The organism is Nocardiopsis sp. Huas11, from assembly GCF_003634495.1.
Classification (GTDB): Bacteria; Actinomycetota; Actinomycetes; order Streptosporangiales; family Streptosporangiaceae; genus Nocardiopsis.
In genome coordinates this window covers 3,035,522-3,050,812 of record NZ_RBKY01000001.1, presented here as the reverse complement: position 1 = coordinate 3,050,812, position 15,291 = coordinate 3,035,522, and the positions used below count along the sequence as shown (strand labels likewise).

Sequence of the window (15,291 nt, the reverse complement as noted above, 5' to 3'; positions counted from 1 at the left end):
GGCCGGCCCGGTGATCGCGCCGGCCGCCCGGACCCGCCTCCCCCCCACACCCACACCATGAACACGAAGAACGAGGAGCCACGCATGGCGGCACCGGCTGGGACGGCCGACACGGAGTACGGGATCTTCCTGCCCATCGGCAACGGTGGCTGGATCATCTCCGAGACGGCACCGCACCCCGAGGCGACCTACGACTACAACAAGAAGGCGGCGGTGCTGGCCGACGCCCACGGCTTCGACTTCATCATGTCCATGGGCAAGTGGCGCGGCTACGACGGGTCCACCGACCACTGGGGCCGCACCCTGGAGTCGATGACGATGATGTCGGGCCTGGCCGAGGCCACGGAGCGGGTGAAGGTGTGGGCCACCATCCACACCAACCTGTTCAACCCGGCCATCGCCGCCAAGATGTACACGACCCTGCAGGAGATCAGCGACGGCCGCGCCGGCATGAACATCGTCGTGGGCTCCTACGCCGACGAGTTCGGGCAGATGGGCCTGTGGAACGAGGACCTCGACCACGCCGCGCGCTACCGGTACACCGAGGAGTGGACCTCCCTCCTCGAACGCCTGTGGACGGAGGACTCCGTCACCCACCAGGGCGAGTTCTTCACGCTGGACGACTGCCGCTCGCGCCCGCACCCGAACCCGGCGCCCACGCTGATCAGCGCCGGACGCTCCGACACCGGCCTGGAGTTCCAGGCCAGGCACTGCGACGGCTCGTTCCTGACCGCGCAGGACCTGCCCGGTCTGCGGGAGGCCAGCCTCGACGTGAAGGCACGCGCGCGCAAGCAGGGCCGGTCCATCCGGACGTACTCGATGCTCACGGTCATCATGGACGAGACCGACGCCGCCGCCGAGGAGCGGCGGCGCGAGTACGGGCGCGGCGCCGACGTGGACGCGATCGTCAACATGAAGCGCTCGTGGGGCCTGCCGCTGGACAAGGCGCTGTCCCTGACCGCGGAGAACCCCGAGGACGAGGCCTTCCAGACCACCTTCGTCACCGGGTCCCCCGACACCGTGACCAGGCGTATCCGCGAGATCGTCGAGTACGCGGAGCTGGACGGGCTGATGCTCATCTTCCCCGACTACCACGCGGACCTGGCCGAGTTCGGCGAAAAGGTCATGCCGCGGCTGCGGGAGGCGGACGCGAGTGCGGCCGCGGAGGCGGACGCGGACGCGGGCACGGATGCGGGTGCGGGTGCGACCGCGGTGTCCGGCGCCGAGGGGTCGCGTTGAGCGAAGTCAGGGGCATCGCCGATGTGTCCGGGCGCCTCTGGGCCCCGCCCGGGCCCGCGCGGGAGTGCGCGCTGCTGGTCGTCGACGTCCAGCGGGACTTCGCCGACCCGGCCGTGCTCACGTGGCTGGACGCGGCGGACCGGGACCGGGTCGCCGCCGCCGTGGAGCGCACGTCCGCGCTGGTCGGCGCCGCCCGCGCCGCGGGCGTACGCGTGGTGTGGGTGGGGCTCGGGCAGGACCCGGCCGAGCCCTGGGCCGCCTCGCGCTGGCTGCGCGGCCTGCCCGAGGACCCCTCCGACGACCCGGAGGAGGAGCCCTGCGTGGAGGGGACGCCCGGCGCCGCCTGGTTCGGGGTGTCCCCGGAGCCGGGCGAGGAGGTCGTCGTGAAGCGGCGGTACTCGGGCTTCCTCGGCACGGGGCTGGCGGACACGCTCCGGTCGGGCGGCACGACCTGGGTCGCCGCCGCCGGACTGACCACCGAGTGCTGTGTGGACGCCACCGTGCGGGACGCCTTCCAACTGGGGTTCCGGACCGTGGTGGCGGCCGACGCCACCGCCGCCTACCAGGAGGACGCCCACCGGCACGCGTTGGCGGCCCTGGGCCAGAACGCGGCCGTGGTCGCCACCGCCGACGCCGTGGCCGCGGCGTGGGGCGCACAGGCGGACGGCCCGCAGGCGGACGGCCCGCAGGTGAACAGCGTGGACGCCGGCGACACGGGACCGGCGGCGTCGGACGGACGGAAGGTGACCGAGTGAACCGGATGAAGCTGGCGTTCGATCTGTCCTTCACCCACACCGAGGGCGGCTGGTCCGCACCGGGCTCGTGGGTGGGCGCCGCCTACCCCGACGTGCGCATGTTCACGGAGCTGGCGATCGCGGCCGAGCGCGGCGGGATCGACATGCTGTTCTTCGGGGACGGCACGGGGATCCCGGACACCTGGGAGTCCTCGATGGACGCGGCGGTCCGGCACGGCGTGCAGTGGCCGCGCCAGGACATGAGCCCGTTCGTGGCGGCGATGGCGCAGGCCACCAGCCGGATCGGGTTCGGTCTCACCTACTCCTCCACCTACATGCACCCGTTCTACGTGGCACGGCTGCTGAACTCGCTGGACCACGTGACGGCGGGCCGGATCGCGTTCAACGTGGTCGCCTCGGGTCGGCTGGCGGACGCGGCCAACTACGGCCACGACGGCCTGATGGACCACGGCGCGCGCTATGAGCGCATGGAGGAGTTCGTCGAGGTCTGCCGGCGGCTGTGGGACTCGGTCGAGCCGGACGCGATCATCGCGGACCGGGACACGGGCGTGTTCGCCGATCCGGCGAAGGTGCACCGCCTCGACCACGAAGGCACGCACTTCCGGGTGGCCGGCCCGCTGCCGGCGGTCCCCAGCCCGCAGGGGCGGCCGGTGCTGGTGCAGGCGGGCGCCTCCCCCCGGGGCATCGCGGCCTCGGCGGCCTTCGCCGACGTGGTGTTCGGGCTGGGCGGGCACCTGCCCTCGCAGGTCTCCCACCGGGCCCGGCTGGACGAGGCGCTGGTCGCGGCGGGCCGCGCGCCCGAGGACGTCGGCATCCTGTGGGCGGTCCAGGTGGTACTGGGCGAGACCGAGGACGAGGCCAGGGCCAAGAAGGAGCGGATGATCGGGACCCTGCCGCCGGAGGCCGTGGGCGCCTACCTGTCGCACAACCACGGGTTCGACTTCTCGACCCTGCCCGCGCGGTTCGCGCTGGTGGAGGTCGCGGAGGCGATCAAGGCGGCCCAGGCGACGCAGTCGGGTTTCCTGCAACGGCTGATCGCCCAGCGGGGCGAGGACGCCGAGATGGACCGGACGGAGTTCTTCGAGGAGGGCTGGCGGTTCGCCACCGGCTACGACCAGACGATCGCCGGTACGGCCGCCACGGTCGCCGACGAGCTGGAGAAGCAGTTCGCGGAGACCGGCTCCCGCGGCGGGTTCATGATCTGCAACCCGATGTCGATGCCGTCGTCGCTGCTGGACGTGGTGCACCTGCTGGTCCCCGAGCTGCGCCGACGCGGCGCCGTGGCTCCCGGCTACGAGGGTGCCACCCTGCGGGAGAACCTCCTGGAATCCTGACCCCTCCCCCCGATCGGCCGCCGGGCCGGCCCGTCCTCCGGTCCCGGCGGTCACACTCCGCGCGGCACGACGGCCGCCCCTCACCTTCAGAGCGTTCCGGACCGGGACGGACGGGCCCCTGGTCAGGCGAACGGGTCGGCGGCGGCCGCCGGACGCGCGTCGGGACCGAGCATCCGCGCCACGCAACGGGTCAGCCCGGCGCCGTGGTCGTCGACCACCCGCATCCACGGGACCGCCGCCATCAGCCGGACCAGGTCGTCGGTGACGATGTCGTCGAGGACGGTCCGCAGCTCCTCGGGAACCGGGACGTCCACCAGGCACGACCACGCCAGCGCCGCGCTCACCCGGACCTCGTCGGGCCGCTCCGGGGCCGACCACAGCCCGCGGGTCCACGCGACCGCCTGCCCGTCCCCGCGTTCGAGGGCCAGTTGACCGATCGCCAGGACCAGGCTCGCCCGGACCGATGGATCCTCCTCGGCTCGGAACCGGTCGTGCAGCGCGGCGGAGATCCGGCCGACTTCACCGGAGGCGGGGGCCAGCGCATAGCAGGCCAGAGCCCGGATGTCGGGGACGGAGCAGTCGAGGAGGGCGAGGAGGATGGCGGCGTCGGCGGCGACGGCGTCCTGTGCCGCCTCGACGGACCAGCTCACGGGGTAGCCGTTGTTGTCCCACAGCCCCCGGGTCTCCGTACTCCGCAGGAGGCCCGTGCGGGTGCCGTCACCGTAGTGCTCGGGTCTCGCCAGCTCGGCGACCAGCCGCAGCGCGCCCGCCCGGCCGTGCGCCGAGGGATCAGCGGCGGCCCGGAGCAGGAAGGGAACCGCGAGCGCACCGGACGGAGACGTCCCGCCCTGGTGGCAGACGGTGCTCCAGAGTGAGCCGAGGACTTGGTCCGCCTGCGCCCCGTCGGCCGAGCGGAGCGCCGACAGGTCCCGCGGCACACTGTCGTCCACCCCGTAGGCGTGGGGGAAGCGGTGCCAGGGCACACGGTCGAGGTGGAAGCGCTCCTTGACCTCGCGCGGCATCCGCGCCACCACCGCGCGCACGTCCAGGTCGGTCCCGGCGTAGATCCCCGGGCCGTGCTCCATGACGCGCTCGACGTCGTAGACCTCGTAGACGTCGTAGACCTCTTCCGCCGCCACGGGCGCTCCTTGTTCGTCGACGGTCACCGACCCCGTGGAAGCACCCGTCCGGGCCGGCCGGGGCCGCCCCCGTGAGGGTAGCGGTGCCGTCCGGCCCTCGGGCCCGGCGGGTCACGCTCCATGCGACCAGCGTGCGCGGGCCCGTGACAGACGAAAGGAGCGCCGCGAGAACGCGGCGCTCCTTGTTCGTCGACGGCCGATGCGGCGAGCGCTGGTCCGAGCCGCCCGGGTACCGGTCCGCGTGGCCTAGGCCGTGTTTTTTGCAGCATTCCGGGCTCGCGGCCGCCAGGACCGCCTCTCGCGGCACCTCTGCGCTCGTGCAGCACCACCAGGCTGAACTTCGCACATCGGCTTGCGAGAGACGACCTGACGACCGCGAGCTCACCCGAAAGCCTTCAGAAAAACACGGCCTAGGCGGCCTGGCGGTGGCGCTCACGCAGGGGCGCCCCGGTCTGGTGCATGTACGTGAGGGCCTCGACGTGCGACCGCACGAAACCGGTCTCGTGGTACGGCACGCCGATCTCCTCGCAGTACTCGCGCACGATCACCTGCGCGCGCCCCAGGTGCGGGGTGGGCATGTTGGGGAACAGGTGGTGCTCGATCTGGTAGTTGAGGCCGCCCAGCGCGATGTCGGTGAACCAGCTTCCGCGCACGTTGCGGGAGGTCAACACCTGCTTGCGAAGGAAGTCGAGCTTCTCGCCCTTCTTCAGCGTGGGCATGCCCTTGTGGTTGGGCGCGAAGATGCAGCCCAGGTAGACACCGAACAGGCCCTGCTGCACCGCGATGAACGCGACCGCCAGGAGCGGGTCCAGGACCGTGAACACGGCGCCGAGGAAGAGCACGAAGTGGCCCGCCAGGAGCACGCCCTCCAGGACGCGCTGCTTGGTGCTGCGCCGGAAGAGCGCGCGCACGCTGCCCACGTGGAGGTTGAGGCCCTCCAGCAGCAGGAACGGGTAGAAGAGGAAGGCCTGGTAGCGGCCGATGAAGGCGGGAAGCCCCTTGGCGGCGCGGGCCTGGTCCTCGGACCACACGAGCAGGTCCGGCTGGACGTCGGGGTCGAGCTCCTCGTGGTTCGGGTTGGCGTGGTGGCGGGTGTGCTTGTCCTGCCACCACCCGTATCCGAGCCCGATGCCGAGGTTGCCGACGATCCGGCCCAGGGCCACGCTCGGGCCCCGTTTGGACATGATCTGCAGGTGGGCGAGCTCGTGGGACACGAGACCCACCTGGCCGAACACCGCGGCCATCGCCACGGCCGTGCCCAACTGCCACCAGGAGTTGCCCAGGGCGAAGAACAGAACCCACACGCCGACGAAGGACAGCGCGATGAGGGAGAGCCGCACCGCGAAGTACACGGGTGTGCGCTCCATCAGTCCGGCCTTCTGGACCCGACGCGAGAGCTCGGAGAAGTCACTCCCGCGCCTGGCTCCTAGGGGCGCCGAAGACGGCGCCGTGCTCGTGTTGGGCATCCATTCCCCCTGGTGACGTAGTTGGCGGGTATATCGACCACGCTAGGCGTGGAGTGTGATGCGGGCCATGGCACCACCACGCCGCGATTTAGGGGTGCAGGCACCCCTGTGTTCTGGCGTTCGGTTCTGGACTACCCGCGGGTCACTTTCTGGGAACGCCGGGCCGGGAGCAGGGCCCCGCCCTCGAGGGGTGTCGGTCACCAGATGACCTGGTAGCTCACGGTCTCGGGCTCGATGGCGGCGCCCTCGCTCGGCAGCACCTGCTCGAATGCGCCGTCGACACCGCAGGGCTCGGACCGCAGTTCGACGGGGCTGTTGGTGAGATTGCGGACGAACGTGCTGTCGGCGGGCATCTCGTAGCACCCGGCCGGAGGGTAGGCGACGTGGGTCGACGTGCCCGAGCCGCCGAGGAAGACGAGGTGGCCCACCGCCGCGCCGGCGGCGGGGACACCGCCCAGGACGAGGGTGGACGCGGTGATGAACGTGGCTGCGGCAGCCGTCGGACGACGCACTCTCGTGGCCCTTCCCGGTCGGACCGAACCCCTGAGGTGATCGGCTCCGCCGTGAAGATAACCCAGAGAAACCGTGTACGTACAGCATGTGACCTCTCGTCGGAGGGTTAAGGGGCGAACCGCAAACCCGCCCTCCCCCGCCTCCGCGACCAGGGCGGGGATCGGGCGTCGGGCAAACCCTCGCGCACACCGCGAACCGCACCCGGCGCCGCGTGCGGCGGCCGGAAAAAGAAAGCGGAGCCGGCCGGTCCGCAAACCCGGGCCCAAGCGGGCGCCGGGGCCAGGGACCGAGCACCGGAACGGGCGCCTGTCGACGGGCGCGGGGACGAGCGCGGGAACGGGCGCCGGTCGGCGATCATGGAACATGCGCACGCCCGCCGCCGAGGTCGACACGAGCCCCGCACTCGTGACGGCGCTCCTGCACGACCAGCACCCCGATCTGGCCGCTCTTTCCGTGACCGAGGCCGCCAGCGGTTGGGACAACGCCCTGTTCCGGCTCGGCGACCGCCTCTCCGTCCGACTGCCCCGCCGCGAGGCCGCCGCCCGGCTCGTCCGGAACGAACAGCGCTGGCTCGGCCCGATCGCCGCACGCGTGGGCGTCCCCGTCCCCGCACCGGTGCGGGTCGGCCGTCCCGGCCACGGCTACCCCTGGCACTGGTCGGTCACGCCGTGGTTCGACGGACGGGTCGCCGCCGACGTGCCCGTCGCCTCCCGGCGCCCGCTGGCCGCTCCCCTGGCCGCCTTCGTCAACCGTCTGCACGTCCCCGCGCCCGACGACGCCCCGGCCAACCCGGTCCGCGCCGTCCCCCTGCGCCGGCGCCACGACCGGTTGATGGAGTACCTGGACGGCGGCCGCATCCCACGGGCGCGCGAACTGCGCGCGCTGTGGGAACGACTCGCGGACGCCCCCGCCCACACGGGTCCGCCGCTGTGGGTGCACGGCGACCTCCACCCGGCCAATCTGCTGGTCACCTCCGACGGCGAACCCGGTCTCGCCGCGGTGCTGGACTTCGGCGACCTCACCGCCGGGGACCCGGCCACCGACCTCGCCACGGCCTGGATGCTCTTCGACGCCCCCGGTCGGGCGGCCTTTCGCGCCGCGCTCCCCGAAGTCCACCCGCACTCCTGGGACCGCGCCCGGGCCTGGGCGGTGGTGATGGGCGCGGCGACCGCGGCCCACTCCAGCGACAACCCCCGCATGGCCGCGATCGGAGACCACACGCTCACCCAGGCCCTCGGCTCGTGAGACCGTACGCGAGCGCGTCCGGTCGGGCGCCTGCCGCTCCTGGCCACCGTGATCGGCCTGGGCGTGCTGTGGTCGCCGATCACCGCGACCATCGGCACGCTGTGCTCGGAGATCTTCTCCACCCGGGTCCGCTACACCGGCGTGACCCCCGGCTACCAGATCGGCGCGGCGCTCGCGGGCGGTACCGCCCCGCTCATCGCGACCTGGCTGCTGTCCCGGTTCGACGAGTCGTGGGTACCGGTCGCGGGCTACCTCGTGTTCACCACGGTCGTGTCCATCGTCGCGGTGTCGCTGGCCCGCCGGGCGTCCAACGCCGAGGAGCGGCACCCGTCCGCGGACACCGACGAGGCCCGTACCGACGCCTGGCCCCGTCCGCCGACCCCCGGGTCGGGCGGCCCCATCACGACGGGACCGCCCGACCCGAACCCTGACCGGTCCCAGGTCAGGAATCAGCACCACGGGCACGGCTCTGCCGACGCTCCCGCGCCACCAACAGCACCGCCAACCCCAAACCGGTCAAGAACAACGCACCCGACACAGCGAACCCGATCGACGGACCGGTCAGAGCAAGCGGCCGTTCCGAACGGTCCCCGCCCCGACCGGAATCACCGGTATGGCCGGAGTGGCCGGGGTGGCCGCCGGTCCCGAGGTCCGGTGGCGCCCCCAGGCCGCCCTGACCGCGATCGGGTGCGTCCGGCCCGTCGCCCGGGCCGAGGGGCGGCATCGGCCCGGAGGCCGGCGATGGCTCAGAGGACGGCAATGGCTCGGGCGCCGGCCCGGACGGCGACGGCGGTTCGGGCGATGACGGCGGCAGCTCGTCGATCGACTCCACGGAAGAGGTCGGGTCCGAGGGCTCCGGCGCGTCCGGCGATGCGTTCGGCGCGTTGGACTCAGACGACTCGGAGGGTCCTGGTGACTCCGGTGACTCGGAGGGCTCGGAGGGCTCGGAGGGCTCCGGAACCTCAGGCGACTCCGAAGACTCGTCCGTCGCATTGGACTCAGGCGACTCGGAAGGTTCCGGCGGCTCGGGCGACTCCTGCGGTTCCTCGGTCACGTCCGTACCAGGGGCCCCGGAAGGCTCCGGCGAAGACGAGGGCAGCGATGCGTCCGGCGTGTAGGGCTCGGGCGAGTCGGACGGATTCGCCGGGCCATACGGCTCCGGCGTCTCAGAAGGCTCAGAGGACTCGGACGTCTCAGCCGACTCCGGGGACTCGTCGGGCGCGTAGCCCTCAGGGGACTCGGAAGAACCGGAGTCATCCGGCGGCTCGGGTGCCTCCAGTAGTTCCTCCGTCGCACCAGACTCAGGCACGTCAGAAGCCTCCGATGCCGCGTCGCCACAGACCACCTCGTTGACCACGGTGTAGGCACTGCGCGGCTCGGGCAGCGTCACGTCGGCGGGCAGCGACTCGGCTACCGTCTCCCCGCCGGCCCCGGTCAGGCGCGCGGCGGTGAGCACGCACTCGTCGTCACCGTCATAGCCGTCGTGTCCGACCAGCGCCGAAACGTCGACGGTCACGGTGTCACCGACCCCGTAACCCTCGCGGGCCACACCCCAGTCCTGGATCACGGCACCCGTGCCACCGGGGCCCGTGAGCGTCAACCGCGCGTCGAACCCCTCCGGCCGAGACTCGGGCGCGAGTTCCTCCCCGTCAACGACCCAGAGCAGGTCGACCCGCACGTCCGCGGCCTCCTGCCGCTGGTACACGGTGCAGGTGACCGCCGCGCCGGCCGGGACCTCCACGGTGAAACCGGCACCACCGGCCTTCGAGTCGGAGGCGGGGTCGGTGTTGGCGACAGGCAGGCGCTTCTCGCCCACCGCGGGGTCGGCGCACACCGCGTTGGCTCCGTCCTGGGTGACCAGCCCGTCCTCGGACAACTCGGCCCCGCGCACCGTGATCGGGGCGGTGTCGATCCCCCGCGGGTAGGCCAGACCGAAGCGCACCGAGCCGGTCCCGTCGCCGGTCGTGGTGCGCGAACCGGGCAGCCCGCCGATCTCGGCGGTCGTGGATTCGGCGTCGAACGCCCGGCCCTCGCCCGCCGGAGACGCCCCGGTGACGTCCTCGCCCTCGTTGCCTTGGGGAACGGTCGCCAGGACGACCGTCAGCGAGCCGGTGTCCGGCCTGTCCACAGGCGTGGCGCTCGCGGCACCGGGGACCGTGACCGCGGCCGTTCCCGCCAGCGCCATCGCGGCCGCCCCGGACACGAGCGCCCGCCATCTGGAACGCATGGAACGCGCGAGATCGCGCATTCGACTGATCGAAGACATCTCCACCGTCATGTCACTCATAGTAGTTATCGGCTACCAAAAGTGATGGAAGTGGACGTTGGCGGAGTGTGAGCCGGTCGGCGGCGGCTCCGTCAGTCGAGCTCGCGGAGCAGGGCGGCGGCCGGGGCCGGGTCCTCCAGCGGTCCGAGGTGGCCCAAGCCCTCCATGACGTGCACCTCGGCGCCCAGCAGCCGGTACGCGGGCCCGTGCAGCCGAGCGGGCGAGAACAGCGTGTCCTCGGAACCCGTGGCGACGGTGATCGGGGTCTTGCGCCAGGGGCGCAGGCACTCCATCGGCAGCGGAGCCGGAGCCAGACTGGTGCGGCAGTAGCGCCCGACGAGCGTCATCCAGGGGGCCAGCGGGTGCACGCCCTCGGCGACGTGGGCACGACCGCTCATGGCGTTGAGAAGCCGGGTGCTCTTGCTGTCGCGCGGTCCGATCATCCACGGCAGCGCCGCACGCAGCAGTTCGGGTGTCGTGCCCGCCGCCGTCAGTCCGGCCGGGGACACCAGGACCAGCGCCCCGACCAGTGGCGACGGAGAGGCCGCCAGGGCGACCATCGCGCCGAGGGAGTGCCCGAGCACGATGGCGGGACGATCGGTCAGCAGGGGCAGCACCTCGTCGAGCCAGGCGCCGTAGGCCTTGACCCGGGCGCCGCGCGGACGCACGTCGCAGCTCAGGCCGGGCTGGCCGGGCAGGTCGACGGAGATGACGGGGCGGTCGGCGGCCAGGGCGCGGATCAGCTCGATGGAGGTGGCGGTGTTGAAGTTGGTGCCGCTGAGCACGACCACGGGGTCGCCGTTCCCTCCGGGGGCACGGAACGCCCGGGTCGTGCCGAGCTCGGTCTCCAGGGAGGGCAGGGCGGTGACCTCCGGACAGGCGGCGATCTCCCGCTCACACCATTCGCGCACCACTCGCGCACCGTCCTGCGAGCGGTAGACGTGCGCACCACGCACTTGGGAGTCGAGCATCAGCAGCCTTGTCTCCGGTAGGGAAAGCCAGTGTCGACCATTCTCCCTCCCGTCACCCACCATCGCCGCCAGGGGCACCAACAACAAGGGGGCGGCTACCACCCTCAACCGAGACGCTCCGCGCCCCCACCCACCTCCCCGTCACCCACCATCGCCGCCAGGGGCACCAACAACAAGGGGGCGGCCACCACCCTCAACCGAGACGCTCCGCGCCCCCACCCACCTCCCCGTCACCCACCATCGCCGCCAGGGGCACCAACAACAAGAGGGCGGCCACCACCCTCAACCGAGACCCGGCCGGGCCCCGCCGGGCCCCGTCGGGCCCCTCCCGACCCCCGACACTCCGGCATCCCGGTGCTCGCCTCCGCCTCGTGAGGCTCGGGCGCGGCGGGGCGGCGGTGTCCCCTGTGCCGGGTGGGGCCCAGGGTCACCCCAAGGTTTCGTAGTCCGGATACCCAATTCCAGAATCCGAACATGAACGCCGAACTTTCTGGGTAGAAGACGGCTTGTGGTTGGGCCGACTCCCAAACACACCGCCGCAAATCAGATGACAGTGAGACATGTCACGCGCACTCGCGGAGGCGAGATGACCGTTTCATTGACTTATGATGTGCATTGCCCGTTTTCTCTGGAAGCACTCTCCGTCGGATGAGCGCACACACGCTCCTACGACACCAGTCGTTGCCTTGCATCACACCCGTTGACATAGGCAACACGCGCAACTTCCACCCGACCCGCAGCGGTAAACATCGCATCTGGGTGACGGCGGCGCCAGCAGGGTCACGACACCACGCCGAGCGTGGGTCCCGCATGGGACACAAGCCCTCTGGACTGGACATTTCTCCATGTGTCCGTGAACATGGGCGAGGCGCGAGCGCCTTAGGTGTGCCGGGAAGACTGGTCGGCGAGGTCCCTGACGTCTCACGCCCTGGAAAGTTCATATGAGCATTGACCCGATCGAGCACCCCGCTCATCCGGGCCCCATCGCCAAGTTCGCCGACTCCCTGCGCAGCGACACCGTGGGGGGCTTCCTCCTCATCGGCGCCGCCGTTCTGGCACTCGTGTGGATCAACTCGCCCTTCGGTGAGATCTACGAGTCGATGCGTTCGTTCCGCATCGGCCCGGAGTCCCTCCACCTGAACCTGTCACTGGAGACCTGGGCCGCCGACGGACTTCTCGCCGTCTTCTTCTTCGTCGTGGGCAACGAGCTCAAGCAGGAGTTCGTCCACGGTGAGCTCCGCAACCCCCGGCGCGCGATGCTGCCGATCGTCGCCGCGATCTGCGGCATGGTGGTACCCGCCGCCGTCTACGCCGCCATCAACATCACCTCCCCCGAGACCATCGGCGGCTGGGGCATCCCGATGGCGACGGACATCGCCTTCGCGCTCGCCATCCTCGCGGTCGTCGGCCGCGGCCTGCCGCCCGCGCTGCGCACCTTCCTGCTGACGCTCGCGATCGTCGACGACCTCGGCGCCGTCATCGTCATCGCCGTCTTCTACACCGCCGACATCAACTTCGTCGCCCTGGGCATCGCCGCCGTCCTGCTGGCCGTCTTCGGCTACCTGCAGCGCGGTCGCGGTCTGGCGGCCAAGCTCAACGCGTCCCCCATCCCGAACTGGCTGGTCTACCTGCCGCTGGCGATCGTGATCTGGGTCCTCACGCACGAGAGCGGCGTGCACGCCACCATCGCCGGTGTGGCCATGGGTCTGCTCATGCGCACCACCAAGCACGAGGGCGAGCACCACGACCCCAGCCACGGCATGGAGCAGATACTGCGTCCCTGGTCCGCCGGTCTGGCCCTGCCGATCTTCGCGTTCTTCTCCGCCGGCGTCGTCTTCGACGGCTTCGGCGAGGTCGTCACCGACACGGCGGCGCTGGGCATCATCGCCGGCCTCGTCGGCGGAAAGGTGATCGGCATCGTGGGCGGTTCGTGGCTCACCACGAAGCTCACCCGGGCCGAGCTCAACCCCAGCCTCAGGTGGATCGACCTCGTCGGTATGTCGCAGCTCGCGGGTATCGGCTTCACCGTGTCGCTGCTGATCGCCGAGCTGTCCTTCGTCGGCGCCGAACACCATCTGGCGCACGCCAAGACCGGTGTCCTGGTCGCGTCGCTGATCGCCGCACTGCTGTCCATCTTCATCCTGGGCAGCCGTTCCCGGTACTACCGCCGCCTGGCGGCCGAAGGCCGCGGTCCCACGGCGCCCTCCGACGCCAGTCAGGGCTCCTGAGGACCGGCCTCTGAGGTCCGGTTCCTGAAGCCGACCTCTGAAGCCCGGCTCCTGAGGTCCGGCCCCGCGCCGGTGCCCGACACGACGACGGCCCCTTCCACCACGGTGGAAGGGGTCGTTCTCGTCACACTCCGGCCCGCGGCGGACCTGGCAGGGCCCGGCACAGGGCCTCCAGAGCGGCGGCGAACGCGTGCTCGGGCGGAGTCCCGTATCCGATCACCAGGCCATCGCGCGCCGGCATGCCGCTGTCGGGGTGCCGGTAGGGGCCGAGACCGTCCAGCGCCAGGCCGTGGCGCCGGGCGGCGCGCAGCACGGCCGGTTCGGTGCCCTCGGGCAGGTCGAGGACAGCGTGCAGGCCGGCGGCGATGCCCCTCACCCGCACGTGCGGGGCGCGCTCGGCGAGCGCGGCCGTGAGGCGGTCCCGCCGACGGCGGTAGACGCGGCGCATCCGGCGCAGGTGCCGGTCGTAGGAGCCCCGGGCGATGAAGTCGGCGAGCGTCAGCTGGTCGACGACCCCCGACCGTGTCTCACGCGGCCCCTTGACGCCGAGCACGCCGTCGACCAGCCATCCGGGCAGGACCATCCAGCCCAGCCGCAGCGCCGGGGACAGGCTCTTGCTCACCGAACCGAGGTAGACCACCCGCTCCGGGTCCAGCCCCTGCACGGCGCCGACCGGTTCGCGGTCGTAGCGGAACTCGCCGTCGTAGTCGTCCTCCAGTAGGACTCCGGCGGTCGCCCGCGCCCAGTCCACGACCGCCGCCCTCCGATCGCGGTGCAGCGGACCGCCGGTCGGGAACTGGTGGGCCGGGGTCAAAAGCACGCCTTCCGCCCGGATGCCGGAGAGCTCCTCGACCCGCGCCCCGTGACCGTCGACCGTCAGCGGTAGCGTGCGGAGTCCGGCGCGGGCGATGATGTCGCGATGGAAGCCCAGGCCGTAGGACTCCACCGCCACGGGGCCGCGCAGCAGCGCGCACAACAGGCTCAGCCCGTCGGCGACACCCGAGCAGACGATGATCCGGTCCGGGGACGTGCGCACTCCCCGGGCCCGCGCCAGGTACTCCACCAGGGCCCTTCGCAACTCGATCCGGCCGCGCGGGTCACCCACACCGAACGCGTCGCCCGGCGCGGACCCCAGGGCACGGCGGGCCGATGCGAGCCAGGCCGCCCGGGGGAAGGCCGCCGCGTCCGGCGAACTGGGCATGAGGTCGTGCGCCGGACGCTGGGGCGCCGGGCGCACGGGCGGGCGCGGGCCGTCCGGCTCCAGTGGCCGTGCGCGGCGGGCGACGCGCGTCCCCGAGCCCTGACGAGCCGTCAGCCACCCCTCCTCGACCAGCTCCGCGTAGGCGTCGGCGACGGTGTTGCGGGCGATGCCGAGATCGGCCGCCAGTCCCCGGTGGGAGGGGAGCCGGGTTTCGGGGGCCAACCGCCCCGAGTCGATCGCCTCCCTCAGCGCGCGCATCAACCGCGTCCGAATACTCTCCGGCCCCGCGAGTTCGAGGTGGAGGTCGGCGCCCGTGCCCGGCCCCTCGGCGCCCGCGCCTGACGGCTCGGCGGCGTCCCTGCCTGGTTCTCTGGTGGCCTCCGTGCCTGGTCGCGCGTCGGCCTCCGGCGAAGTGCCCCATGAATCCGTCACGGAAATGCACCATACACGGGGCCACTTCGGCTTCTAGCGTCATCGGTATGACGACTTTCCAGATTCCCGAACGCATGGACTTCGCCCGGCTCTCCCCCAAGGTCCTCAAGGCCGTCCTGGCGCTGGACGCCGCCGCCCGGGAGGGCGTCGACCCCGTGGTCCTCGAACTCGTGCAGATCCGCGCCTCCCAGATCAACGGGTGCGCGTACTGCGTCGACTACCACGTCGGCGACGCCCGCAAGGCCGGTGAGGACGACGACCGCCTCCACCAACTCGCCGTCTGGCGGGAGTCGAGCCTCTACACCGCGAGAGAGCGGGCCGCGCTCGCACTCGCCGAGGCGGTCACCCTGCTCCCCGGCGGCGTTCCGGACGAGGTGTACGCCGCGGCCGAGAGGCACTTCGAGGAGCGGGAGCTGGCCCAGCTCATCGCGGTGGTCTTCACGGTCAACACCTGGAACCGCATGAACGCCACGACCCGCAAGACCCCCGGCACGGCGTAGCC

The 15,291-nt window shown here is 71.9% G+C and carries 12 protein-coding genes; 6 read left to right on the top strand and 6 right to left on the bottom strand.

Annotated features, from left to right (window positions below; genetic code table 11):
* Positions 1-57: 57 nt before the first annotated feature.
* From DFP74_RS13765 to DFP74_RS13755, 3 genes are read left to right on the top strand one after another with little or no spacing between them, the layout of a single operon-like run.
* The gene (locus DFP74_RS13765) at positions 58-1,239 is read left to right on the top strand and encodes an LLM class flavin-dependent oxidoreductase (protein ID WP_233570972.1); all 1,182 of its coding nucleotides are present in this window, start codon (positions 58-60) and stop codon (positions 1,237-1,239) included.
* Positions 1,236-1,994 (top strand): cysteine hydrolase family protein, encoded by a 759-nt coding sequence (locus DFP74_RS13760; protein WP_199725639.1) that lies wholly within the window; start codon positions 1,236-1,238, stop codon positions 1,992-1,994. Before DFP74_RS13765 ends, DFP74_RS13760 begins: the two co-directional genes overlap by 4 nt.
* Positions 1,995-1,999: 5 nt before the next feature.
* Positions 2,000-3,328 (top strand): NtaA/DmoA family FMN-dependent monooxygenase, encoded by a 1,329-nt coding sequence (locus DFP74_RS13755; protein WP_233571336.1) that lies wholly within the window; start codon positions 2,000-2,002, stop codon positions 3,326-3,328.
* A 122-nt stretch (positions 3,329-3,450) separates the two neighbouring features.
* On the opposite strand, the gene DFP74_RS13750 is transcribed toward DFP74_RS13755, so the two are convergent.
* The 3 genes from DFP74_RS13750 to DFP74_RS13735 form a co-directional block, all read right to left on the bottom strand.
* Positions 3,451-4,467, bottom strand: a complete 1,017-nt coding sequence (locus DFP74_RS13750; RefSeq protein WP_121182064.1) for a HEAT repeat domain-containing protein — start codon at positions 4,465-4,467, stop codon at positions 3,451-3,453.
* A 410-nt stretch (positions 4,468-4,877) separates the two neighbouring features.
* Positions 4,878-5,834 (bottom strand): acyl-CoA desaturase, encoded by a 957-nt coding sequence (locus DFP74_RS13740; RefSeq protein ID WP_199725638.1) that lies wholly within the window; start codon positions 5,832-5,834, stop codon positions 4,878-4,880.
* 296 nt (positions 5,835-6,130) lie between these two features.
* Positions 6,131-6,445 carry a hypothetical protein gene (locus tag DFP74_RS13735; RefSeq protein ID WP_121182061.1) on the bottom strand — a complete coding sequence of 105 codons (315 nt, stop codon included), beginning with the start codon at positions 6,443-6,445 and terminating at the stop codon, positions 6,131-6,133.
* A 364-nt stretch (positions 6,446-6,809) separates the two neighbouring features.
* On the opposite strand from DFP74_RS13735, the gene DFP74_RS13730 reads away from it, so the two are divergent.
* Positions 6,810-7,691, top strand: coding sequence for an aminoglycoside phosphotransferase family protein (locus DFP74_RS13730; RefSeq protein ID WP_121182060.1), 882 nt, complete (start codon positions 6,810-6,812; stop codon positions 7,689-7,691).
* Positions 7,692-8,133: 442 nt separating this feature from the next.
* Here the strand turns inward: DFP74_RS13730 and DFP74_RS13720 are convergent, their stop codons facing one another.
* Together DFP74_RS13720 and DFP74_RS13715 are read right to left on the bottom strand one after the other, a co-directional pair.
* On the bottom strand, positions 8,134-9,969 hold the full coding sequence (locus DFP74_RS13720) for a hypothetical protein (protein ID WP_121182059.1): 1,836 nt from the start codon (positions 9,967-9,969) through the stop codon (positions 8,134-8,136).
* An 80-nt stretch (positions 9,970-10,049) separates the two neighbouring features.
* Positions 10,050-10,928 carry an alpha/beta fold hydrolase gene (locus tag DFP74_RS13715; RefSeq protein ID WP_121182058.1) on the bottom strand — a complete coding sequence of 293 codons (879 nt, stop codon included), beginning with the start codon at positions 10,926-10,928 and terminating at the stop codon, positions 10,050-10,052.
* A gap of 941 nt (positions 10,929-11,869) precedes the next feature.
* On the opposite strand from DFP74_RS13715, the gene nhaA reads away from it, so the two are divergent.
* Positions 11,870-13,156: a Na+/H+ antiporter NhaA gene (gene nhaA / locus DFP74_RS13710; RefSeq protein WP_121182057.1), complete on the top strand. Its 1,287-nt coding sequence runs from the start codon at positions 11,870-11,872 to the stop codon at positions 13,154-13,156.
* 124 nt (positions 13,157-13,280) lie between these two features.
* On the opposite strand, the gene DFP74_RS13705 is transcribed toward nhaA, so the two are convergent.
* On the bottom strand, positions 13,281-14,789 hold the full coding sequence (locus DFP74_RS13705) for a PLP-dependent aminotransferase family protein (protein ID WP_370013371.1): 1,509 nt from the start codon (positions 14,787-14,789) through the stop codon (positions 13,281-13,283).
* 47 nt (positions 14,790-14,836) lie between these two features.
* Here DFP74_RS13705 and DFP74_RS13700 point away from each other — a divergent pair, with 47 nt between their 5' ends.
* The gene (locus DFP74_RS13700; RefSeq protein ID WP_199725637.1) at positions 14,837-15,289 is read left to right on the top strand and encodes a carboxymuconolactone decarboxylase family protein; all 453 of its coding nucleotides are present in this window, start codon (positions 14,837-14,839) and stop codon (positions 15,287-15,289) included.
* Positions 15,290-15,291 lie beyond the last annotated feature (2 nt).

Excerpts from the sequence above, each read along its gene's own strand:
- DFP74_RS13715 (WP_121182058.1), bottom strand. The coding sequence starts at position 10,928 with ATGCTCGACTCCCAAGTGCGTGGTGCGCACGTCTACCGCTCGCAGGAC.
- DFP74_RS13720 (WP_121182059.1), bottom strand. The coding sequence starts at position 9,969 with ATGACGGTGGAGATGTCTTCGATCAGTCGAATGCGCGATCTCGCGCGT.
- DFP74_RS13765 (WP_233570972.1), top strand. The coding sequence starts at position 58 with ATGAACACGAAGAACGAGGAGCCACGCATGGCGGCACCGGCTGGGACG.
- DFP74_RS13755 (WP_233571336.1), top strand. The coding sequence starts at position 2,000 with ATGAAGCTGGCGTTCGATCTGTCCTTCACCCACACCGAGGGCGGCTGG.
- DFP74_RS13740 (WP_199725638.1), bottom strand. The coding sequence starts at position 5,834 with ATGGAGCGCACACCCGTGTACTTCGCGGTGCGGCTCTCCCTCATCGCG.
- nhaA (WP_121182057.1), top strand. The coding sequence starts at position 11,870 with ATGAGCATTGACCCGATCGAGCACCCCGCTCATCCGGGCCCCATCGCC.
- DFP74_RS13730 (WP_121182060.1), top strand. The coding sequence starts at position 6,810 with ATGCGCACGCCCGCCGCCGAGGTCGACACGAGCCCCGCACTCGTGACG.
- DFP74_RS13700 (WP_199725637.1), top strand. The coding sequence starts at position 14,837 with ATGACGACTTTCCAGATTCCCGAACGCATGGACTTCGCCCGGCTCTCC.